This window comes from Streptomyces sp. NPDC055239 (assembly GCF_053606205.1).
Genome location: NZ_JBSGRD010000004.1, coordinates 573192 through 594783, shown reverse-complemented (window position 1 = coordinate 594783; position 21592 = coordinate 573192). Strand labels below are relative to the sequence as shown.

The window sequence follows — 21592 nt, the reverse complement described above, 5'->3', positions numbered from 1 at the left end:
GTGCTTCTCTCGTCGAAGTCGAGTGCGAGGGTAGGCTAACCTAACCTGGTGTTGGTCGACAGTCCCCCCGAAGCCGGCGCGGAGACCGCCCCCGCGTCTCCCAACCGCCGCGCGATACGCACCGCCGGGCTCCTCGTCTCGGTCGGTGTGCTGCTGCTCGTCGTCGTGGCGAGCATCGCGGTCGGTGCCAAGCAGATGTCCCTCGACCAGGTCTGGCACGGCCTCTTCCAGGACACCGGGACATACGGTGATGTCGTCGTCCAGGAGCGGCTCTCTCGGACGCTGCTCGGAGTGCTCGTCGGTGTGGCACTCGGTCTCTCCGGTGCCGTCCTGCAGGCGCTGACGCGCAATCCGCTGGCCGACCCGGGCCTTCTCGGCATCAACCTCGGTGCGTCGGCCGCCGTCGTCACCGCCATCAGCTTCTTCGGCGTCACCTCGCTGAGCGGCTACGTGTGGTTCGCCTTCTTCGGAGCGGCAGTTGTCGGCGCCGCCGTCTATGCCCTCGGCGGGACCCGTAACGCCACTCCCGTACGGCTCGCGCTCGCCGGAACCGCGCTGAGCGCCGCGCTCTACGGCTATCTGCAGGCCGTGATGATCACGGACAACGCCGCGCTCAACAAGATGCGCTTCTGGACGGTTGGTTCCCTGGCCTCGGCCAAGAACGAGACCATCCTCCAGGTCCTGCCCTTCCTCGTGATCGGCATCGTGCTCGCCCTCGGCCTCGCCCGGCCGCTGAACGCCATGGCCATGGGCGACGACACCGCCCGCGCGCTCGGCGCCCACCTGAACCGCACCCGCGCCCTGTCCATGACCGCCGCGACGCTGCTCTGCGGGGCGGCGACCGCGGCCTGCGGCCCCATCATGTTCGTCGGCCTGATGGTGCCGCACGTCGTGCGCTCCTTCACCGGGCCCGACATGCGCTGGATCCTGCCGTACGCGGCGATCCTCTCGCCGGTGCTGCTGCTCGGCGCCGACGTCGTGGGGCGCGTCGTCGCGCGGCCTGCGGAGCTTCAGGTCGGCATCATCACCGCGTTGATCGGCGCTCCGGTCTTCATCTTTCTCGTACGACGGCGGAGGCTGGCTCAGCTGTGAAGGCGATACGCACCCGGGGCGGGCTCAGCCTCCGACTCGACGTCCGCACGGCCGTGGTCGTCGCCGTGCTCATCGTGGCCGCGCTCGCCGCGAGCGTCGTCCTCATCGGCACCGGCGACTTCTACATCCCCTTCGCCGACGTCATCCGCACCCTGCTCGGCAACGGAGACGCCGGGCAGGAGTTCATCATCAACGACCTGCGCCTTCCGCGGGTCCTCGTCGGCCTGCTCGTGGGCGCCGCGCTCGGGCTCGGCGGCGCGATCTTCCAGTCCATCTCGCGCAATCCGCTGGGCAGTCCGGACATCCTCGGCCTCGGCCAGGGCTCCACCGCGGGCGCGCTCATCATGATCGTCCTCTTTCAGGGCAGCGCGGTGCAGGTCGCGGGTGGCGCGCTCGTGGGCGGTCTGGTGACCGGATTCGCGATCTACGTGCTCGCCTGGAAACGGGGCGTGCACGGCTTCCGGTTCGTCCTGGTCGGCATCGGCGTCTCCGCCTTCGTCACCGCCATCAACGGCTATCTGCTCACCAAGGCGGACATCGTCGACGCCGCGCGCGCCGTCGTCTGGATGACCGGCTCCCTCAACGGCCGGGACTGGGACCAGGTCTGGCCCCTGCTCGTCCTCTGCGCGATTCTCGTGCCGCTCGTCATGACGTACGCCCGTCCGCTGCGGATGCTGGAGATGGGCGACGACGTCGGGTACGCGCTCGGCGTGCCCGTCGAGCGCACCCGCATCGTCCTGATGGCCTCGGCCGTGCTGCTCACCGCGGCCGCCACCGCCGCGGCGGGCCCCGTCAGCTTCGTCGCGCTCACCGCGCCGCAGCTGGCCAGGCGGCTCACCCGCTCGCCGGGGCCGAACCTGCTGCCCGCGATGTTCATGGGCGCCACCCTCCTCATCGTCGCGGACTGGGCCTCGCAGCGGGCCTTCGGCGCCGATCAGCTGCCCGTCGGCGTGGTCACGGGCGTACTCGGCGGCATCTACCTGCTGTGGCTCCTCGTCATCGAGCGCAAGGCGGGGCGGATATGAAGGCGCGCCTCGGCGTGAATACGCACAGCTCTACACACACCTCTACGCATACCTCTGAGAGCACCGACAGGCAGGAGCGTGCCGCAGTGAACCGGCTCATCGCGGACGGCGTGACCCTTGGCTACGACCAGCGCGTCATCGCGGAGAAGTTGTCCGTCGAGATCCCCGACAACTCCTTCACGGTGATCGTCGGCCCGAACGCCTGCGGCAAATCCACCCTGCTGCGCGCCCTGTCCCGGATGCTCAAGCCCTCGGCGGGCCGCGTTCTGCTCGACGGGAACGTCATCCAGTCGATGCCCGCGAAGAAGGTGGCACGGACGCTCGGCCTGCTCCCGCAGTCCTCCATCGCGCCCGACGGGATCACGGTGGGCGACCTGGTCGCGCGCGGGCGCTATCCGCACCAGGGGCTCCTGCGCCAGTGGTCGGCCGACGACGAGCGGATCGTGGGCGAGTCGATGGCGTCGACCGGTGTCGCCGAACTGGCCGATCGCTATGTCGACGAACTCTCCGGCGGTCAGCGCCAGCGCGTCTGGATCGCGATGGCCCTCGCACAGCAGACTCCGCTCCTTCTCCTGGACGAGCCGACGACGTTTCTCGACATCCAGCACCAGATCGACGTCCTCGACCTCTGCGCCGACCTGCACGAGGAACAGGGCCGCACGCTGGTCGCCGTCCTGCACGACCTCAACCACGCGGCGCGCTACGCCACCCACCTCATAGCCCTGCGCGAGGGCGAGGTCGTCGCCGAGGGCGCGCCGTCCGACATCGTCACGACGGAGCTCGTACGGGACACCTTCGGGATGGACTGCCAGATCATCGACGACCCGGAGACCGGGACGCCGCTGGTGGTGCCCGCCTCGCGCCGGGTGCGGAACAAGTCCGGCGCCGGAGCAGGGGCTAAAGCAGCGACCTGAGGCGGAGCATGTCGCGCAGGCCCGCCTCCAGCTTGACCCGGCCGGAGGCCCAGGCCTTCGCGAAGTTCAGGTCGCCGTTCACCATCGCCACCAGATCGTCGCCGGACATGGCGAGACGGATCTCGGCTTTCTCACGAGGGGCGCCGGCATGGGTGTCGAGCACCGTGATCCGGCCGTTCTCGAGGCGGCCCGTGAAGGTCACGTCAAGATCGGTGATGCGGCAGCTCAGCGAGCGGTCGAGCGCGGCAGCGCTGCGTGCGCCGCCGTCCGCGCCCGCCAGGTTGTCCGAGAGTTTGTCGAGCGCCGTGCGGCACTCTTCGATCGTCGCCATCGTGATCGACGGTACCGCAGCGCTTCGGGGTAGCGTCGTGGCATGAGCGACTCGATGCCGGGCCCCGAGCCTGAGCCGGTGGAGCCCGGGGCGGCCGAAGCCGCGGCGGAGGCGGAGACGTACGGCCCCGTCGGACCCGCGCCCCTCGGGGTGGAGCGTGTCCCGACCGGTGACGCCGAGGTCGACGGCCTGCTGCGGCGTCTCGGCGACGCCGACCACCTCGCCACGGACGGCCACATCGAGGTGTACGAGGATGTACACCGGGGACTGCGAGACGCGCTGACCGCGCTCGACGCACGACCCGGGCCGCCGGCGCCCTCACCCATGGGGACGCCCGCGCCTTCGTCCCCGCACTCACCCTCGTACAACAGGAGCTGAACAGAACGTGGCAGGAGTGGCACGCCGCCGCCTCGACGCCGAACTGGTCCGACGCAAGCTGGCGCGCTCGCGCGAGCACGCGAGCCAGCTGATCGCCGCTGGTCGTGTGACCGTCGACAAGAACACCGCGACGAAGCCCGCGACGCAGGTGGAGACCGCAGCCGCCATCGTGGTCGCGACCGACGACAGCGATCCCGACTACGTCTCGCGCGGCGGCCACAAGCTGGCGGGCGCGTTCGCCGCGTTCGTGCCGCAGGGCCTGGTCGTCGAAGGGCGGCGCGCGCTCGACGCGGGCGCGTCCACCGGCGGCTTCACCGATGTGCTGCTGCGCGCCGGTGCCTCGGGCGTCGTCGCCGTGGACGTCGGGTACGGCCAGCTCGCCTGGTCGCTGCAGAGCGACGACAGGGTCACCGTCAAGGACCGTACGAACGTACGCGAGTTGACGCTGGACGCCATCGGCAGCGCCCCTGTCGACCTGGTCGTCGGCGATCTCTCGTTCATCCCGCTCGGCCTGGTCCTTCCCGCCCTCGTACGGTGTGCCGCCCCGGACGCCGACCTGGTCCTGATGGTCAAGCCGCAGTTCGAGGTGGGCAAGGAGCGCCTGGGCACCGGCGGTGTGGTGCGCAGCGTGGAACTGCGGGCCGACGCCGTACGCGGTGTGGCGCGCCAAGCGTGGGGGCTCGGGCTCGGTGTGCGTGGCGTGACCGCGAGCCCGCTGCCCGGACCTTCCGGAAATGTCGAGTACTTTCTGTGGCTGCGTGCCGGGGCGCCTGAACTCGACCCGGCGGACGTTGACCGTGCCGTGGCGGAGGGGCCCCGTTGACTCAGACCCGAGTGACCCAGACCCGAGCTCGTACTGTTTTCCTGCTCGCGCACACCGGACGGCCTGCCGCCATCCGCAGTGCCGAACTCGTCGTCCAGGGGCTGCTTCGCAGCGGCATCGGCGTACGGGTCCTTGAGGCGGAGGCGGCCGATCTGCCGCTGCCGCCCGAGGTCGGCACGGTGAAGGAGGCCACCCCCCAGTGTCTCGACGGCTGTGAACTGCTCGTCGTCCTCGGCGGTGACGGCACGCTGCTGCGCGGCGCCGAGTTCGCCCGGGCCTCCGGGGTGCCGATGCTCGGCGTGAACCTGGGACGCGTCGGCTTCCTCGCCGAGGCCGAGCGCGACGACCTCGACAAGGTCGTCGACCGGGTGGTGACGAAGGCGTACGAGGTCGAGGAGCGGATGACCATCGACGTCATCGTCCACAGCAACGGCGATGTCGTGCACCGCGACTGGGCGCTCAACGAAGCGGCCGTGCAGAAGATGTCCGCCGAGCGGATGCTCGAGGTCATCCTGGAGATCGACGGGCGTCCGGTCACCGGCTTCGGCTGCGACGGCATCGTGTGCGCGACGCCGACCGGATCCACCGCGTACGCCTTCTCCGCGGGCGGGCCCGTGGTGTGGCCTGAGGTGGAGGCGCTCCTGATGGTGCCGATCAGCGCCCACGCCCTGTTCGCCAAGCCCCTGGTGACCTCGCCGGACTCGGTGCTCGCCGTCGAGGTCCAGCCGCACACGCCGCACGGGGTGCTGTGGTGCGACGGGCGGCGGACCGTGGAGCTGCCGCCCGGGGCCCGGGTCGAGGTGCGCAGGGGCGGGGTGCCGGTACGGCTTGCGCGGCTGCACCACGCGTCGTTCACGGACCGGCTCGTGGCCAAGTTCGCCTTGCCGGTGTCGGGGTGGCGCGGGGCGCCGCACTAGCGCTCCGCTGGTTGGGCGGTTCGTGCGGGGTGCGTGGGTGCGGACACTGCGGGTCGCCGGTGGCTGGCCGTGCGGTTCCCCGCGCCCTCGCAGCGGAGCCGCATGTCTGTCACAGCCCCGCGCCCCTTACGGGGTCCGCGCCCTCTGCGGTTACGTTGCGCTGACCACGGATATCGCTCGCCTCCGCATCACCGACGCCACCGGCAGGCCCGTCGCCAGCAGCGTCAGCAGCAACGTGCTCGCCGCTATCCCCGTCGGCACGCCCCACGGCAGGTACGGCATCGACGAGCCGAAGGCAGGCTCGAGGATCGGTGCGAGCGTGCCCAGCGCGATCGCCGTGCCGAGCAGCAGCGCGGTGCCCGCGACGACCACGGCCTCCCAGGCCGCCATGGCCCGCAGTTGGGCGCGCTGGCTGCCGACCACGCGCAGCAGGGCTATGTCGCGGCGGCGCTCGAAGGAGATCATGGCGAGGGTGTTCGCCGCGGCGATGGCGGCGAAGCCCGCGTACAGACCCGTGCCCACGTAGTCGAGCCAGACCTCGCCCGTGCTGCCCGCCGACCCTGTGTGGTGCTGTGCCGTGGTGTGTATGCCGATCTTGGTCAGGCCGAACCCGACGACCAGGACGAGCGGCACGACCGCGGCGGAGAAACGGCGGGGTTGCGAGCGGACGTTGAGCATCGCCAGGCGCGCGCTGCCGCCGAACCGGCCCACCAGTGCGGAGACCAGCCAGGCCGCGGGCCCGATGATCCGCGGGCCGAGCAGTCCCGCGCCGACGCAGAAGAGGATCAGGACGAGGAACGCCCCCTCGCCCGCCTCGTCCGCGGGCTGCTTCGACAGCAGGACCGAGACCACGCACGCCCCCGCGACCGCGATCACGCCGAGCGGAGCCCGGAGTATGCCGAGCCCCCGCCGTCCGGTCGCCGCCTCGCTCAGGGCGCGGGCCGGCCGGAGCAGCGAGAACCGCAGCGCGGAGAGGAACGCGGCGAGCGTCGTCGTCACCACGGCCACGCCCAGGCACACCGGCAGGGCGACCCAGCCGAACCGGAAGTGTGCCTCGGCGGGGAGCAGGCCGTGCGCGACCATGCCCGCATGCCACCACCGGGCCACGAAGCCGCCGAGGACGAACCCTGCGAGCGCGGCCGGTATGGACGCGGAGAGGGCCTGGACGGCCACAGCGCGGCGGACCTGGCGGGGTCTGGCGCCGATGGAGCGCACCATGGCCAGCTCGCGGTGCTGCTGCGTGACGGCCGTGCCCATCGTCGACGCGACCACGAATATCGACATGTAGATCGATCCGATCAGCAGGACGACCGCCATGTCGCCGACGCCGTTCTCGGTGATCTGCTCGCGTGCTTGCGCGGAGAGCCCGTCCGTGCCCGTCGCGCCGAGCATCATCGTCGACGCGCTCACCACCGTCGCCGCGAAGAGCGCGGCCACTGCCGTGCCCACGAACGCCGGGCGGTGCGCCCGCAGCGCCGCCTGTGCCAGTCCCGTTCCCATATGGATCATGGTGGGGCGCTGAGACCCCTGTGCACCAGGAGGCTGTCAGGAAGATCGTCCGGGGGTAATCCCCACCCCTGGAATCCCCACCCCCTGCGGGTGACAGCGTCCGTTCGGTCCGCCTTTGCCACCTGCGCCTTCGTGGAAGGAAGGTGGAAGGGAGCCAGGGCCCGTCGCACACCGGGCCCATGACCTCGTAAGGTCGTGTCCGTGTTGGAGGAGATGCGGATACGGTCGCTCGGAGTCATCGACGACGCGGTGGTCGAGCTGTCGCCGGGGTTCACCGCGGTGACCGGCGAGACCGGTGCGGGCAAGACGATGGTGGTCACAAGCCTTGGCCTGCTGCTCGGCGGACGCGCGGATGCCGCTTTGGTGCGGATCGGCGCGAAGGCGGCGGTGGTGGAGGGGCGGATCACCATGCCCGCGGGCGCCTCGGCGGCCGTGCGGGCGGAGGAAGCGGGCGCCGAGCTCGACGACGGGGCGCTGCTGATCAGCCGTACCGTCTCGGCGGAGGGGAGATCCCGCGCGCATCTCGGCGGGCGTTCGGTCCCGGTGGGGCTGCTCGCGGAACTCGCCGACGACCTCGTGGCGGTGCACGGACAGACGGACCAGCAGGGGCTGCTCAAGCCGGGCCGCCAGCGCGGGGCGCTCGACCGGTACGCGGGAGACGCGGTCACCGTGCCCCTTGCCAAGTACACGGCGGCGTACCGCAGGCTGCGGGCCGTGACGACCGAGGTCGACGAGATCACCACGCGGGCGCGTGAACGGGCCCAGGAAGCAGACCTGCTGCGCTTCGGCCTCGAAGAGGTCGCGGGTGTCGAGCCGCGCGCGGGCGAGGACACCGAGCTGGCCGCCGAGGCCGAGCGGCTCGGCCACGCGGAGGCCCTCGCCTCCGCCGCCACGTCCGCCCACGCCGCGCTCGCGGGCATCCCCGAGGATCCGGAGGGTGTCGACGCCACGACGCTGGTGGCGGGCGCCCATCGGGCTCTTGAAGCGGTGCGTTCCCACGACCCCGCCCTGGCAGCTCTCGCCGAGAGGATCGGCGAGATCGGGATTCTGCTCGGCGATGTGGCGGGGGAGCTCGCGGGGTACGCCGACGACCTCGACGCCGATCCGCTGCGCCTCGCGGCGGTGGAGGAGCGGCGGGCCGCGCTCACCCAGCTGACCCGGAAGTACGGCTCCGACATCGATTCCGTGCTCGCCTGGGCCGAGGAGGGGGCCGCGCGGCTCACCGAACTCGAGGGCGACGACGACCGTCTGGACGAGCTGACCGCCGAGCGGGACGCGCTCCGGGGAGAACTCGCTGGGCTCGCGCAGGCGTTGACCGACGCACGCAAGGAGGCCGCGTCGCGGTTCGCGGCGGCCGTCACCGAAGAGCTGTCCTCGCTCGCGATGCCGCACGCGCGCGTGACGATCGACATCAGCAGTACGGAGGTGCCCGAGGGCGCGGACGGTGTGCCGGTCGACGGACGCCTCGTCGCGTACGGCCCGTCGGGCGTCGACGAGGTGGAACTCCTCCTCGCCCCGCATCCGGGTGCCCCGCCGCGGCCGATCGCCAAGGGCGCGTCCGGCGGTGAGCTGTCGCGCGTGATGCTGGCCGTCGAGGTCGTCTTCGCGGGCACGGATCCCGTTCCCACGTACCTCTTCGACGAGGTCGACGCGGGCGTCGGCGGCAAGGCCGCGGTCGAGATCGGCCGCAGGCTGGCCAGGCTCGCCAAGTCGGCGCAGGTCGTGGTCGTGACGCACCTGCCTCAGGTGGCGGCGTTCGCCGACCGGCAGCTCCTTGTCGAGAAGACGAACGACGGGTCGGTGACGCGGTCCGGCGTGCTGGTTCTCGAGGGCGAGGACCGGGTGCGGGAGCTGTCCCGGATGCTGGCGGGCCAGGAGGACTCGGAGACCGCGCGGGCGCATGCGGAGGAGTTGCTGGCGACGGCCCGGGGGGACGGGTAAGGCTCTGCCGCGGTTCGGGGGACAAGTAGGGCGCTGCCGTGGCTAAGGGGAGGGCAAGGCTCTGCCGTGCCCCGGCCCTAGGCTGGCCCGCATGATCGACCGCAAGCCCGCCCGGTGCCTCACCGCCCTCCTCGCCGCAGCCGCCGTCACCCGCGCGGCCACCACCGCGTTGCGCTCACGTGCCCCCGGCGGTCCCGACCGCTGGCAGCGGAAGAACTACGCGGGGCGGGCAGTGGAGTTGTACGCCGGTCCCGCCGCCGCTCTTGGTGCGGCGGCGGGAACGCTGGCCCTGCCCGCCAGGGCCCGAGGTGCCGCCGCCCTTGCCGTGATCGCCGCGGGTGCCTGCGGGGCGTACGACGACGTGGCGGGGGAGGGAGACCCGCGCCGGGGCTTCCGTGCCCACCTGGGTGCGCTGCGGGGCGGTGAAGTGACCAGTGGGGCCGTGAAGTTGTTCGGGATCTCCGCGGCGGGTCTCGCCGCCGGTGCGCTGCTCAAGGAGCGGCCGGTGGACAAGGTCCTCGCGGGCGTCGTGATCGCGGGCACCGCCCACTTCGTCAACCTCGTGGACGTACGCCCGGGGAAGGCCGCGGGTGCGGTGCTCGCCCTCGGGGCGCCGGGGCTGCTGCGCAAAGGCGCCGCCGGAGTTCTCTCCGCCGCCTCCGTGGGGGCCGCGGCAGCCGTGTTCCCGGAGGACTTCGGGGAGCAGGCCATGATCGGCGACGCGGGAGCGCACGCCCTGGGCGCGGCACTCGGTGCCGCCATCGTCGCGGGCAACGGCCGCGCGGGTCTTGCCGTCCATGCGGCGGGTCTGGTGACGGCAGCCGCGTACGGCGAGAAGGTCGGCGCGGTCGCGGGGGGACGGGCTCAGGCCGTTTCTGAAGGCTCTTGGTCCGCCGCCGAGTGACCGACCGCCGTTTCGAGAGCCGCGCCCTGAGCCGTCGCTTGCCCTACGGAGTGCGCAGGTAGCAGGCGAGAGGCGGGTTCAAGAGCCGTAGGGAGCGGCCTGTGGCCCAATCCCAGGGCGGGGCGTTCAATTCCCGCCCTATCCCGGGCGCCGAGCCACGCCGAGCCTCTGAAAGCCTTCCCTCCGGCATATCCCCGCTGCAAAGATGCTGAGGGCCGCAGGCCATCCGCGGCGCTGAAACCCCGTCGTCCTCACCCGTGTGGGTGATCCGGGTCAGGGAGTTGCCCGCCCCGACACGGAAGAGACCTTTCGGTGGTGCCGGAACGTCCGTACGGACTGGCATCCTTGGCGCAGCCCCCCGACGCCGACCCAGGAGCCCCGGCTACGTGAGCCACGTGAGCAGCCACTCACCGCACGGTCAGACCCCGCTGCACACCGTGCAAGTACTGGGCGGTGGCAGCGCGGGCAGCAGCGCCCACGTGAGGTCGCTCGCCGCGGGCCTCGCCGCCCGGGGCGTGCGGGTCACGGTCTGTGCCCCCGCCGAGGCGGCGAAGGCCTACGACCTGACGGGCACCGGCGCCCGGCACGTCCACGTGCCGCGCAGCAGCGATCCCTCGTCCGTCGCCTCGCTCCGCCTCGCCTGCGCCGACGCCGATCTCGTGCACGCGCACGGGCTGCACGCCGCGCTGCGTGCCGCCCTCGCGCTCACCGGCCGCCGTATCCCCCTCGTCGTCACCTGGCACACCCGCGCACAGGCGGAAGGGGCGCGCGCCCGCCTCCTGCACCTCCTGGAGCGGCGCGTCGCCAAAGCCGCCGCCGTGGTCCTCGGCACCTCGTCCGACCTCGTCGACCGCGCCCGCAGCAGGGGCGCGCGAGACGCCCGCCTCGCCCCCGTCACGCTCCCCACGCCCCGCGCGGCGGCCGATGCGGGCGAGGAGCCCGACGGGTCACGCCACAAGGCCCGCGCCGAGATCGGTGCCGTCGACCGGCCGTTGATCGTCACGGTCGGCACGCTCGAACAGCACCGGGGCTACGACCTCCTCCTCGAGGCCGCCCGCGCGTGGCGCCACCTCGACCCCCTGCCGCTCCTGGTCATCGCCGGTGAGGGGCCCGAGCGTGGCGCTCTGCAGCGTCGTATCGAGAACGAAGGTCTTCCGGTCCGGCTCGTCGGGCGGCGCGACGACGTCCCCGAGATGCTCGCCGCGGCCGACCTCGTGGTCCTGCCCAGCAGTTGGGAGTCCCGTTCCGTCCTCGCCCAGGAAGCCCTGCACGCGCGCGTGCCGCTCGTCGCGACCGCTGTCGGCGGCATCCCCGAACTCGTCGGCGACGCGGCCACCCTCGTCCCGTACGGAGACGCCGAGGCCCTGGCCACCGCCGTCGCGCGCCTCCTGGCCGACCCCGCGCTCAGGGAGAAGTTCAAGGACAAGGGCACGGCCCAGGCGGCGACATGGCCGACCGAGGACGAGACGGTCGCGCAAGTCCTGAGCGTCTACGACGAGTTGACGCAGCCGCTCACCATGTAGCGCTGCCTCCCATGCAGCCCTGAGGCCCCTACGCCACGTGCCTCCGCGCCCGCAGCGCCAGGCTCAGCGCGAGCACCGTCTGCGGGTCGTCCAGGTCGGTACCGAGGAGTTCACTGATTCTGGCGAGGCGGTTGTAGAGCGTCTGACGGTTCAGGTGCAGTTCGCGCGCCGTCTCCGCCTTGCGTCCCGCGTGGGCCAGATACGTCTGCAGGGTGGGAAGGAGCGGCGGCTTCGAGCGCCGGTCATGGATGCGAAGGGGGCCGATCGCACGGTCCACGAACGCCGCGAGCGCCGAGTCGTCGTAGTTGTGCAGGCGCCAAAGGAGCAGGTCGATGTCCAGGCGCCGCGCGTCGTACCAGGGGCGGTCGGAGAGGCCCTGCGCGGCCGTCGCCGTCTCCGCGGCGTGCCGCAGCCCCGCCGAAGCCGCCGCCCAGCCGCCCGCGACCCCCACCACCACGACCGGCGGCAGCGCCCCGGCCCGCTGCATCCCCGCCCGTTCGACCCCTGCCCGCAGCGCGGTGGCGACCCGGTCGGCCACCGCGGCGCGTTCGGATTCGGAACGCAGTCCGAGCAGCAGCGGGACGCGCCCCTCGACCGGCCGTACGCCGAGCAGCACAGGCACCCCCACCGCCGCGAGCTCCTCCGCCACCGCCCGCGCGAGCACGGCCCAGCCGCCGCCGGGCGGAAGGCCGTCCGCGAGTCTCATCACGACCGGGAGCAGCGGGCTCTCGCCGGGCTTGAAGCCGAGCACCCGCGCCTGGGCGGGCGCGTCGTCGGCCAGGATCCGCCCCTCCGCCAGATCGGTCAGGAAGTCGCCCCGGCCGCGCGCGGCGAGCTCCTCCTCCTGCCGGGCCTGCATCAGGACCACCGCGAGCGAGCCCGCGGCCCGCTCCGCCGCGATCCGGTGCACCGGAAGCAGTGCGGACTCCACGGCGAGCAGTACGAGCCTGGCGCGCACCGAGCCCGCCCCGGGCCCGCCGCCCGGCACGTCGACGAGCAGTGCGCCCGCGGGCGGCTCGTCCTTGTTGATGGTCCGCCCCCGAAGGCCCTCCCACACCTGGAGGGGATCGGCGCACTCGGTGCCCGCACCGGCGGCGTAGAGAAGCTGCCCGTCCGCCGTCTCCAGGAACACCGGGTTGCCGCTGAAGTCCGCGAGAACGTTCAGGACCTGGGGTACGCCGCCCCCGCCGAGCAGCGCCTGGGTGCAGCGCCGGTGGACCTCCTCGGCGCGCTGGAGCAGCGCGTAGTGGCCGTTGACGATCTCGGTGTGGACCTCCTCCGTGACCGTCACGAAGGGCACCTCGCGGTGCAGCTGCACCAGCGGAAGGCCCGCCGCGCGCGCCGTCTCCACTATCGCCGCGGGAAGCCGTGTGAAGCGCGGGCCCAGCTCGACGACCAGGGCCGCGATGCCGCGCTCGGCGAGCTTGCGCACGAAGACGCGCTGTTCGGCGGGGCGTGCGCCGAGGCCAAGGCCCGTGGTCAGGAGCAGCTCGCCGCCCTTGAGGAGCGAGGCGATGTTCGGCACCTCGCCCGCGTGTACCCACCGCACCGTGCGCTGCAGCCGTTCCGCGCCCGCGACCACTTCCGGGAGCCCGCCGCGAAGACCCGGAAGTTCCAGGGCCCGCTGCACGGTGATCCCGCCCTGAGTGCCCTGCGTGCCCTGACTTTCCATGGGGCGGACGCTACCTGCGCATACGCCCCGGGAACATCTCCGACCGGTTACAGGAGTGATCTGTTCCGCCCATATCCCGACAACCCGTCGCCCCGGACATGAAACCTGAACATGAAACCCGAACATGAAAACGGACGGCGACGGGCAACCCGTCGCCGTCCGATCCGATCCGATTGGATCCAGGGGGCCCGGCTAGCCGCCGTACGCCCCGCTGGCCGTCAACCTCAGTGCCGTGTCGATCAGCGGCACATGGCTGAACGCCTGCGGGAAGTTGCCGACCTGGCGCTGCAGGCGCGGGTCCCACTCCTCGGCGAGCAGCCCGAGGTCGTTGCGGAGCGCGAGCAGCTTCTCGAAGAGCTTGCGGGCCTCGTCGACCCGGCCGATCATCGCCAGGTCGTCCGCCATCCAGAACGAACAGGCGAGGAAGGCACCTTCGTCACCCTCGAGCCCGTCCACGCCCGCGTCGTCGCCGGTCGTCGGATAGCGCAGGATGAAGCCGTCCGGCGTCGAGAGCTCCCGCTGGATCGCCTCGATCGTGCCGATGACGCGCTTGTCGTCGGGCGGCAGGAAGCCCATCTGCGGGATGAGAAGGAGCGAGGCGTCCAGCTCCTTGGAGCCGTACGACTGCGTGAACGTGTTCCGCTCCTTGTCGTAGCCCTTCTCGCAGACGTCCCTGTGGATGTCGTCGCGCAGCTCGCGCCACTTCTCCAGGGGGCCGTCCGCGTCGCCGGACTCGATGAGCTTGATCGTGCGGTCGACGGCGACCCAGCACATCACCTTGGAGTGCACGAAGTGGCGGCGCGGTCCTCGCACCTCCCAGATGCCCTCGTCCGGCTGGTCCCAGTTCGACTCCAGGTAGCGGATCAGCTTGAGCTGGAGCAGTGAGGCGTAGTCGCTGCGGGCGAGGCCCGTCATGTGCGCCAGGTGCAGGGCCTCGGTGACCTCGCCGTACACATCGAGCTGGAGCTGGTGGGCCGCGCCGTTGCCGGCCCGGACCGGCGTCGAGCCCTCGTATCCGGGAAGCCAGTCGAGCTCCGCCTCGCCGAGTTCACGCTCGCCCGCGATGCCGTACATGATCTGCAGGTTCTCGGGATCGCCCGCCACCGCCCGCAGGAGCCACTCGCGCCAGGCGCGGGCCTCCTCGCGGTATCCGGTGCGCAGGAGCGAGGAGAGCGTGATGGCGGCGTCGCGCAGCCAGGTGTAGCGGTAGTCCCAGTTGCGGGAGCCGCCGATGTCCTCGGGCAGTGACGTCGTGGGCGCCGCGACGATGCCGCCCGTCGGGGCGTACGTCAGGGCCTTCAGCGTGATCAGCGAGCGGACCACGGACTCGCGGTACGGGCCGTGGTACGTGCAGTGATCGACCCACTCGCGCCAGAAGTCCTGCGTCGCCACGAGGGCGTTCTCGGGCTCGGGCAGCGCGGGCGGCTCCTTGTGCGAGGGCTGCCACGAGATGGTGAACGCGATCCGCTCACCGGGCGCGACCGTGAAGTCCGAGTACGTCGTCAGGTCCTTGCCGAAGGTCTCGGCCGACGTGTCGAGCCACACCGAGTCGGGCCCAGCGACAGCCACCGTGCGCCCGTCGACCTTGTGCACCCAGGGCACCACACGGCCGTAACTGAAGCGCATCCGCAGGGTGGAGCGCATCGGCACCCGGCCGCTGACGCCCTCGACGATCCGCACGAGCTGCGGGGCGTCCGTGTCGCGCGGCGGCATGAAATCGGTCACGCGGACCGTGCCGCGCGGGGTGTCCCACTCGGATTCCAAAATCAGTGAATCGCCGCGATATGTGCGCCGCGCGGCTGTCGGCGGTGGCGCGTCGGGGCTGTGAGCAGGCCCGAGACGCCAGAATCCGTGCTCATCCGTGCCGAGCAATCCGGCGAAGACGGCGTGTGAGTCGAAGCGGGGCAGGCACAGCCAGTCGACTGTGCCGTCCCGGCAGACCAGGGCAGCGGTCTGCATGTCTCCGATGAGTGCGTAATCCTCGATGCGCCCGGCCACGTGCATCTCCAGTCAAACGGCCACGTCGCCCTCTCGGGGCGCTCGCTCTACGGTCAAGGGTTCGCTGTAAAACGAACTGCGCGAGCCTCTTGTTCCGCGGAACGGGCGGGGGGTGGTTGCCGTTGATCGGTCCGGCTCGGCAGTGAGTGTCCGAGCAGGATACGACGCACACCGGTGATCTGCGCGCCGCTCCCGGCAACGAGGCTGCGCTGAACGGGTGAGCACCAGGTGAGGGAGTTGTGACGTGAGTGATCGAGCGTGGCCGGAAGCAGCCTCCCTTCGTCGCTGATACCCTGGTAGCCCGTGAGCCGGTGGTCATAGAACCCCCGAACCGCAGCGACGGCACCTCCTCCAGACTCTTTGGACGGACGCCGGTACGCACCCTCCAGACCGCGACCACGGGAGCCCCCTCTTGGCCATGCAGCCCAAAGCCACGACGACCAAGCACATCTTCGTCACCGGGGGTGTCGCCTCCTCCCTCGGTAAGGGACTGACGGCTTCCAGCCTCGGCGCGCTGCTCAAGGCCAGGGGCCTGAGGGTCACCATGCAGAAGCTGGACCCCTACCTCAACGTCGACCCCGGCACGATGAACCCCTTCCAGCACGGAGAGGTGTTCGTCACGAACGACGGCGCCGAGACCGACCTGGACATCGGCCACTACGAGCGCTTCCTGGACGTCGACCTCGACGGCACGGCCAACGTCACCACCGGCCAGGTCTACTCGCAGGTCATCGCCAAGGAGCGGCGCGGCGAGTACCTCGGCGACACCGTCCAGGTCATCCCGCACATCACGAACGAGATCAAGCACCGCATCCGCCGCATGGCCACCGACGACGTCGACGTGGTCATCACGGAGGTCGGCGGCACGGTCGGCGACATCGAGTCCCTGCCGTTCCTGGAGACCGTCCGTCAGGTCCGCCACGAGGTCGGCCGCGACAACGTCTTCGTCGTGCACATCTCGCTGCTTCCCTACATCGGCCCGTCCGGTGAGCTGAAGACCAAGCCGACCCAGCACTCGGTCGCGGCCCTGCGCAACATCGGTATCCAGCCGGACGCCATCGTGCTGCGCGCCGACCGCGACGTGCCGACCGCCATCAAGCGCAAGATCTCGCTGATGTGCGACGTCGACGAGGACGCGGTCGTGGCCTGCAAGGACGCGCCGTCGATCTACGACATCCCGAAGGTCCTGCACACCGAGGGCCTCGACGCCTACGTGGTCCGCAAGCTGGACCTCCCGTTCCGTGACGTGAACTGGACCCAGTGGGAGGACCTCCTGGACCGGGTGCACAACCCGGACCACGAGGTCTCCATCGCGCTGGTCGGCAAGTACATCGACCTGCCCGACGCCTACCTCTCGGTGACCGAGGCGCTGCGGGCGGGCGGCTTCGCCAACCGCGCCCGCGTCAAGGTCAAGTGGGTCACGTCCGACGACTGCAAGACCCCGGCGGGCGCCGCCAAGCAACTCGGTGACGTCGACGCGATCCTGATTCCCGGCGGCTTCGGCGAGCGCGGCGTCAACGGCAAGGTCAGCGCCATCCAGTACGCCCGCGAGAACAAGGTGCCGCTGCTCGGCATCTGCCTCGGCCTGCAGTGCATCGTCGTCGAGGCGGCCCGCAACCTCGCGGACATCCCCGACGCCAACTCCACGGAGTTCGACGCCGCGACCGCCCACCCGGTCATCTCGACCATGGCGGAGCAGCTGGACATCGTCGCGGGCGAGGGCGACATGGGAGGAACGATGCGCCTGGGCATGTACCCCGCGAAGCTCGCCGACGGCTCCATCGCCCGTGAGGTGTACGACGGCAAGGAGTACGTCGAGGAGCGCCACCGTCACCGCTACGAGGTGAACAACTCCTACCGCGCCGAGCTCGAGAAGAAGGCCGGCATCCTCTTCTCCGGCACCTCCCCGGACGGCAAGCTCGTCGAGTACGTCGAGTACCCCCGCGAGGTCCACCCCTACCTGGTCGCCACCCAGGCGCACCCGGAGCTGCGCTCGCGCCCGACCCGCCCGCACCCGCTCTTCGCGGGCCTGGTGAAGGCCGCGGTGGAGCGCAAGACGAGCAAGTAACGCAAGAGCGATACGGTTGCCGGGGTACGGGCCTTACGAGGCGCGTGCCCCGGTTTCTGTTTGCACGTGTGGGAGGACAGGGCGACATGACGATCAAGGACACCGCCGAGGAGTGGCAGGTCACGGCGGTCCAGACGCCCTTCGTGGGGAACAAGACCTCCGTGCGCACCGACGACGTGGTGATGCCCGACGGCACCGTGGTCCACCGTGACTACCAGGTGCACCCCGGCTCTGTCGCCGTGCTCGCCCTTGACGACGCGGGCCGCGTCCTGGTCCTGCGCCAGTACCGCCACCCCGTCCGCCAGAAGCTCTGGGAGATCCCGGCCGGTCTTCTCGACATCCCCGGCGAGAACCCCCTGCACGCCGCCCAGCGCGAGCTCTACGAAGAGGCGCACGTCAAGGCCGAGGACTGGCGCGTCCTGACCGACGTCTACACCACCCCCGGCGGCTGCGACGAGGCCGTGCGCATCTTCCTCGCCCGCGATCTCTCCGAGGCCGACGGCGAGCGCTTCGAGGTCTCCGAGGAGGAGTCCGACATGGAGCTGGCGCGCGTACCGCTCGAAGAGCTCGTACGCGGTGTGCTCGCCGGTGAGCTGCACAACAACTGCCTCGTCGTGGGCGCCCTTTCGCTGACCGCCGTGCTGAGCGGCGACGGAGTCGACGCGCTGCGCCCGGCCGACGCGCCCTGGCCCGCGCGCCCCTTCGAGGCCTGAGGGGGCCGTTGGAGGCCTTTGGAGGCCAGCAGGGCCATCCGGGTTCTCCGGTGTGACGATCTACTGATCCGATCGGGGGACTTGTGCGCGCCGCTCGTCGGGGGAGTGACCAGGGCCTGAACTAGGCTCTGGAAGCGTCCCGACCGGAGTCCCGGCGGGTTCGCGCGCAGGCGGACGGAGCATGGCCCGTGACGGATCAGGCGGTCGACACGGACGGATCGGCAGCGGGCGGCGCGGTGCCGCGGCCCGCTTCGGACCAGACTTCCGAGGGCGGTCAATTCGTCGGCAGGCGCAGAGAGTTGAAAGAGCTCCGCGCCGACATCGACCGCGCGGGGCTCGACACCATCTCGGGCCGCAAGGCGCCACGCGCACGCGTGCTCCTCATCGCCGGCCGCCCCGGCTCGGGCCGCACCGCGCTCGCCGAGGAACTCGCGCGGCGGCTCGCCGACAGCTACCCCGACGGGGTGCTCCGCACCCACCTCACCGAACCCGACGGCACGCGCGTGCCCACGGAACGCACCGCCAGGGAACTCCTGAACGCCCTCGACGTCCCTGCGCCCCCGGGGGCCGACGAGGACGAGCTCACCGAAGTACTCCGGAACGCCCTGACGGGACGCAGGGCGCTGCTGCTCCTCGACGGCGCCGCCGACGCCGAGCAGGTCGACCCGCTGATCCCGGACGTGCCCGAATGCCTGGCCGTCGCCGTGTCCGACGGCCCGCTCACCGGGATCCCGGACGTGCGGCCGTGCACGCTGGGCGGCCTGGACAGCGCCGCTGCCGTCGAACTTCTCTCCCGTGCGGCGGGCCCGGTGCGCATCACCGTGGACCCGCGGTCCGCGGAGAGCCTGGTCGAGGCGTGCGGCGCACACCCCGCCGCGCTCGTCCTTGCCGGTGGCTGGCTCTCCGGGCGGCCCAAGGCGGCCGTCGCCGACCTGGCCAAGCAGGTGCACGACAGGCCCGAGGACGAGTCGGCGCCCGGCGCCCTCTCCCGGATGTTCCAGCTCTCGTACGCGTCCCTGCCGGGAGCGGCCGCGCGGATACTGCGATTCCTCTCCCTGGCCCCCGCGGGCCACGTAGACCCGCACACCGCCTCCGCGCTCGCGGGCTGCTCGGTCTCCGCCGCCCGCACGACCCTGGACGACTTCGTGAAGCTCGGCCTCGTCAGGGCCGTCCAGTCGCCGCTGCCGCAGTACGAGCTGCCCGCCTGCCTGGTGCCGCTGCTCCGCGCGTGCACCGAGCGCCAGGACAGGCCCGCGGAGATCCAGCTGGCCCGGGCCAGGATGCTGGAGCGGACCGTGCGGCTGCTCCAGTCCTGCCGGGCGATCACGGAACCGGACGGCTCGGCGGCCCGCAAGAAGCTCGCCGGCATGCCGCGCGCCCTGCGCTTCCCCAACCCCGGTGCGGCGTCCGAGTGGCTGCGCATCCGGCAGCCCGCCCTGCTCGCCGCGGCCCGCCTCGCGGTCGCCGACGGAGAGCTCGACACCCTCGCGCGACGCCTGATGGCTGCCCTGACGCGGGCCCTGGTCGCCCATCGCGGCACGGAGGACGCGGCCCCCGAGCTGTACGGCATCCACCAGCTTGTCCTCGACGTGGCCGAGCGCAGGAAGCTGCCCCGCGAGAAGGCGGCGGCCCTCCTGAACCTCGCGGATCTGGACGCGAGGACGGGGCGGACGCAGGGGGCGCTGGTGCGCTACCGCCTGGCACTGGATGCCGGACGGCAGGCAAATGATCCGTACGCGACCGGCCGCGCGATGGAATCCGTAGGCAGTGCCTACCAGGAGCTGGGGGACTGGCCGCGGGCGTCGGACTGGTTCGGGCGCGCCCTGGCCCATCGGCTCGCGCGTGACGAGCGCACCGACGCCGCACGCCTCTACGGCCGGATCGGAGCGGTGCACACGTACGCGGGCCGGTACGGCGAGGCCCTTCGCAACTGGAGCTCGGCCGTCACCGGACACCGTAAGACCGGGGATGTGGCGGGCCAGGCAAGGGCGTTGAGCGAGCTGGCGCGGGTGCAGGAGTACGCGGGACGGCCCGAGGAGTCGCTGCGCACCTGCCAGGAAGCCGTCGAGTGGGCGCGGCGGGCCGACGACGTACGTCTCCAGGCGGCGCTGCAGCTCAGGCTCGCCGACACCCTGGACCGGCTCGGCGACCCGGCGGCCGCCCGGCTGCACCGCAGTGCCGCCGAACGCATGCTCGGAACGGAGCTCAAGGAGGTCACGGGGCTTGCATCGAAAGATGGAGCAACGGCCTCCGCCTGCGAAATCCGTAGCGCTTCCGCAGAAGATTGATGCATTGAAAGGCTAGACAGCGAGAAATCCTTCATTAGACTGGCTCCGCCGCGGACATCCGTGGTGTCTCCGATGCGCCCTCTTGTGTATCGGTATGTAACGTATTGCCCGAAAAATCCCTGAGCCAAGAGGACCGTGATCGACGTGAAGGTCGGTATCCCCCGCGAGGTCAAGAACAACGAGTTCCGGGTGGCCATCACCCCCGCCGGTGTGCACGAGCTCGTGCGCCACGGCCACCAGGTCGTCATCGAGCAGAACGCCGGTGTCGGCTCCTCGATCACGGACGCGGAGTACGTCTCCGCGGGCGCCCGCATCCTGGAGACCGCCGACGAGGTCTGGGCCACCGCCGACCTCCTCCTGAAGGTCAAGGAGCCGGTCGCGGAGGAGTACCACCGCCTCCGCAAGGACCAGACCCTCTTCACCTACCTGCACCTGGCCGCCTCCAGGGAGTGCACGGACGCGCTCCTGGAGTCCGGCACCACCGCCATCGCGTACGAGACCGTCGAGACCGCCAACCGCGCGCTCCCGCTGCTCGCCCCGATGTCCGAGGTCGCGGGCCGTCTCGCCCCGCAGGTCGGCGCCTACCACCTGATGGCCGCCAACGGCGGCCGCGGTGTCCTTCCCGGCGGCGTCCCGGGTGTCGCGGCCGGCCGGGCCGTCGTCATCGGCGGTGGCGTCTCCGGCTGGAACGCCGCGCAGATCGCCATCGGCATGGGCTTCCACGTGACCCTGCTCGACAAGGACATCAACAAGCTCAAGGAGGCGGACAAGATCTTCGGCACGAAGATCCAGACCGTCGTCTCCAACGCCTTCGAGCTCGAGAAGGCGTGCGTCGAGGCCGACCTCGTCATCGGCGCCGTCCTCATCCCGGGTGCCAAGGCTCCGAAGCTGGTCACCAACGAGCTCGTGTCGCGAATGAAGCCCGGAAGTGTCCTTGTCGACATCGCGATCGATCAGGGCGGCTGCTTCGAGGACTCGCACCCGACGACGCACGCCGAGCCGACCTTCCCGGTCCACAACTCGGTGTTCTACTGCGTCGCCAACATGCCCGGCGCGGTGCCCAACACCTCGACGTACGCGCTGACCAACGCGACCATGCCGTACATCGTCGAGCTGGCGAACCGCGGCTGGACCGAGGCGCTGCGCCGTGACAGGGCGCTCGCCCTGGGCCTCAACACCCATGACGGCAAGGTCGTTTACAAGGAGGTCGCCGAGTCGCACGGCCTCGAGCACGTCGAGCTCGAGACGCTCCTCGGCTGAATCTGACCGCTTTCGTCAACGAGAGTCGTCAATCTCACGCCAACGGCCGGACCTTGAGAGGGGTCCGGCCGTACGCGTATGTCCATGGACATGGTCAACTCGCCTTGAACGTAACCCTTTAACCGATTCGCCCACCCCGGAATTGTGGTGACGACGTGCCGTGCGCCCTTGACATGGGGGCGTTCGATTGCCGACACATCGGGCCGGGTCCGGCGGATTGTGTTGCTGCGGACCGG

Annotated in this window: 17 protein-coding genes; 13 read left to right on the top strand and 4 right to left on the bottom strand. The window is 71.3% G+C overall.

Annotation, left to right across the window (positions count from 1 at the left end):
- Window positions 1-48 precede the first annotated feature (48 nt).
- From ACWFRJ_RS18140 to ACWFRJ_RS18130, 3 genes are read left to right on the top strand one after another with little or no spacing between them, the layout of a single operon-like run.
- Window positions 49-1092 carry a FecCD family ABC transporter permease gene (locus ACWFRJ_RS18140; RefSeq protein WP_453531106.1) on the top strand — a complete coding sequence of 348 codons (1044 nt, stop codon included), beginning with the start codon at window positions 49-51 and terminating at the stop codon, window positions 1090-1092.
- A complete protein-coding gene (locus tag ACWFRJ_RS18135) occupies window positions 1089-2117 on the top strand; it encodes a FecCD family ABC transporter permease (protein ID WP_453531103.1) in 1029 nt (342 codons plus the stop codon). The genes ACWFRJ_RS18140 and ACWFRJ_RS18135 overlap by 4 nt, the downstream gene beginning before the upstream one ends.
- On the top strand, window positions 2078-3031 hold the full coding sequence (locus ACWFRJ_RS18130) for an ABC transporter ATP-binding protein (protein WP_453531100.1): 954 nt from the start codon (window positions 2078-2080) through the stop codon (window positions 3029-3031). Before ACWFRJ_RS18135 ends, ACWFRJ_RS18130 begins: the two co-directional genes overlap by 40 nt.
- On the opposite strand, the gene ACWFRJ_RS18125 is transcribed toward ACWFRJ_RS18130, so the two are convergent.
- On the bottom strand, window positions 3015-3362 hold the full coding sequence (locus ACWFRJ_RS18125; RefSeq protein ID WP_453531097.1) for an alkyl sulfatase C-terminal domain-containing protein: 348 nt from the start codon (window positions 3360-3362) through the stop codon (window positions 3015-3017). The two genes, ACWFRJ_RS18130 and ACWFRJ_RS18125, sit on opposite strands and share 17 nt — an antisense overlap.
- A gap of 42 nt (window positions 3363-3404) precedes the next feature.
- On the opposite strand from ACWFRJ_RS18125, the gene ACWFRJ_RS18120 reads away from it, so the two are divergent.
- From ACWFRJ_RS18120 to ACWFRJ_RS18110, 3 genes are read left to right on the top strand one after another with little or no spacing between them, the layout of a single operon-like run.
- Window positions 3405-3740, top strand: coding sequence for a hypothetical protein (locus ACWFRJ_RS18120; protein ID WP_453531094.1), 336 nt, complete (start codon window positions 3405-3407; stop codon window positions 3738-3740).
- 7 nt (window positions 3741-3747) lie between these two features.
- On the top strand, window positions 3748-4563 hold the full coding sequence (locus ACWFRJ_RS18115; protein ID WP_453531091.1) for a TlyA family RNA methyltransferase: 816 nt from the start codon (window positions 3748-3750) through the stop codon (window positions 4561-4563).
- Window positions 4564-4574: 11 nt separating this feature from the next.
- Window positions 4575-5480, top strand: a complete 906-nt coding sequence (locus ACWFRJ_RS18110; protein ID WP_453531206.1) for an NAD kinase — start codon at window positions 4575-4577, stop codon at window positions 5478-5480.
- Window positions 5481-5630: 150 nt separating this feature from the next.
- Here ACWFRJ_RS18110 and ACWFRJ_RS18105 read toward each other — a convergent pair whose 3' ends face one another.
- On the bottom strand, window positions 5631-6980 hold the full coding sequence (locus tag ACWFRJ_RS18105; protein WP_453531088.1) for an FtsX-like permease family protein: 1350 nt from the start codon (window positions 6978-6980) through the stop codon (window positions 5631-5633).
- A 222-nt stretch (window positions 6981-7202) separates the two neighbouring features.
- On the opposite strand from ACWFRJ_RS18105, the gene recN reads away from it, so the two are divergent.
- The 3 genes from recN to ACWFRJ_RS18090 all read left to right on the top strand — a co-directional run bounded on the left by recN (window position 7203) and on the right by ACWFRJ_RS18090 (window position 11357).
- On the top strand, window positions 7203-8930 hold the full coding sequence (gene recN, locus ACWFRJ_RS18100) for a DNA repair protein RecN (protein ID WP_453531203.1): 1728 nt from the start codon (window positions 7203-7205) through the stop codon (window positions 8928-8930).
- 91 nt (window positions 8931-9021) lie between these two features.
- Window positions 9022-9834, top strand: a complete 813-nt coding sequence (locus ACWFRJ_RS18095; RefSeq protein WP_453531085.1) for a hypothetical protein — start codon at window positions 9022-9024, stop codon at window positions 9832-9834.
- 386 nt (window positions 9835-10220) lie between these two features.
- Window positions 10221-11357 (top strand): glycosyltransferase family 4 protein, encoded by a 1137-nt coding sequence (locus ACWFRJ_RS18090; RefSeq protein ID WP_453531082.1) that lies wholly within the window; start codon window positions 10221-10223, stop codon window positions 11355-11357.
- 28 nt (window positions 11358-11385) lie between these two features.
- Here the strand turns inward: ACWFRJ_RS18090 and ACWFRJ_RS18085 are convergent, their stop codons facing one another.
- Window positions 11386-13029 (bottom strand): PucR family transcriptional regulator, encoded by a 1644-nt coding sequence (locus ACWFRJ_RS18085; RefSeq protein ID WP_453531079.1) that lies wholly within the window; start codon window positions 13027-13029, stop codon window positions 11386-11388.
- 192 nt (window positions 13030-13221) lie between these two features.
- Entirely contained in the window at window positions 13222-15033 is a 1812-nt protein-coding gene (locus tag ACWFRJ_RS18080; RefSeq protein WP_453531075.1) for a glycoside hydrolase family 15 protein, read from the bottom strand.
- A gap of 412 nt (window positions 15034-15445) precedes the next feature.
- On the opposite strand from ACWFRJ_RS18080, the gene ACWFRJ_RS18075 reads away from it, so the two are divergent.
- From ACWFRJ_RS18075 to ald, 4 genes are all read left to right on the top strand, one after another.
- Window positions 15446-17095 (top strand): CTP synthase, encoded by a 1650-nt coding sequence (locus tag ACWFRJ_RS18075; protein ID WP_453531072.1) that lies wholly within the window; start codon window positions 15446-15448, stop codon window positions 17093-17095.
- 86 nt (window positions 17096-17181) lie between these two features.
- A complete protein-coding gene (locus ACWFRJ_RS18070) occupies window positions 17182-17808 on the top strand; it encodes an NUDIX domain-containing protein (protein WP_453531069.1) in 627 nt (208 codons plus the stop codon).
- Window positions 17809-17996: 188 nt separating this feature from the next.
- Window positions 17997-20096 (top strand): tetratricopeptide repeat protein, encoded by a 2100-nt coding sequence (locus ACWFRJ_RS18065; RefSeq protein ID WP_453531066.1) that lies wholly within the window; start codon window positions 17997-17999, stop codon window positions 20094-20096.
- Window positions 20097-20240: 144 nt separating this feature from the next.
- Entirely contained in the window at window positions 20241-21356 is a 1116-nt protein-coding gene (gene ald, locus ACWFRJ_RS18060; protein WP_453531200.1) for an alanine dehydrogenase, read from the top strand.
- Window positions 21357-21592 lie beyond the last annotated feature (236 nt).

Excerpts from the sequence above, each read along its gene's own strand:
- ACWFRJ_RS18125 (WP_453531097.1), bottom strand. The coding sequence starts at position 3,362 with ATGGCGACGATCGAAGAGTGCCGCACGGCGCTCGACAAACTCTCGGAC.
- ACWFRJ_RS18120 (WP_453531094.1), top strand. The coding sequence starts at position 3,405 with ATGAGCGACTCGATGCCGGGCCCCGAGCCTGAGCCGGTGGAGCCCGGG.
- ACWFRJ_RS18105 (WP_453531088.1), bottom strand. The coding sequence starts at position 6,980 with ATGGGAACGGGACTGGCACAGGCGGCGCTGCGGGCGCACCGCCCGGCG.
- recN (WP_453531203.1), top strand. The coding sequence starts at position 7,203 with ATGCGGATACGGTCGCTCGGAGTCATCGACGACGCGGTGGTCGAGCTG.
- ACWFRJ_RS18095 (WP_453531085.1), top strand. The coding sequence starts at position 9,022 with ATGATCGACCGCAAGCCCGCCCGGTGCCTCACCGCCCTCCTCGCCGCA.
- ACWFRJ_RS18085 (WP_453531079.1), bottom strand. The coding sequence starts at position 13,029 with ATGGAAAGTCAGGGCACGCAGGGCACTCAGGGCGGGATCACCGTGCAG.
- ACWFRJ_RS18080 (WP_453531075.1), bottom strand. The coding sequence starts at position 15,033 with ATGCACGTGGCCGGGCGCATCGAGGATTACGCACTCATCGGAGACATG.
- ACWFRJ_RS18075 (WP_453531072.1), top strand. The coding sequence starts at position 15,446 with ATGCAGCCCAAAGCCACGACGACCAAGCACATCTTCGTCACCGGGGGT.
- ACWFRJ_RS18070 (WP_453531069.1), top strand. The coding sequence starts at position 17,182 with ATGACGATCAAGGACACCGCCGAGGAGTGGCAGGTCACGGCGGTCCAG.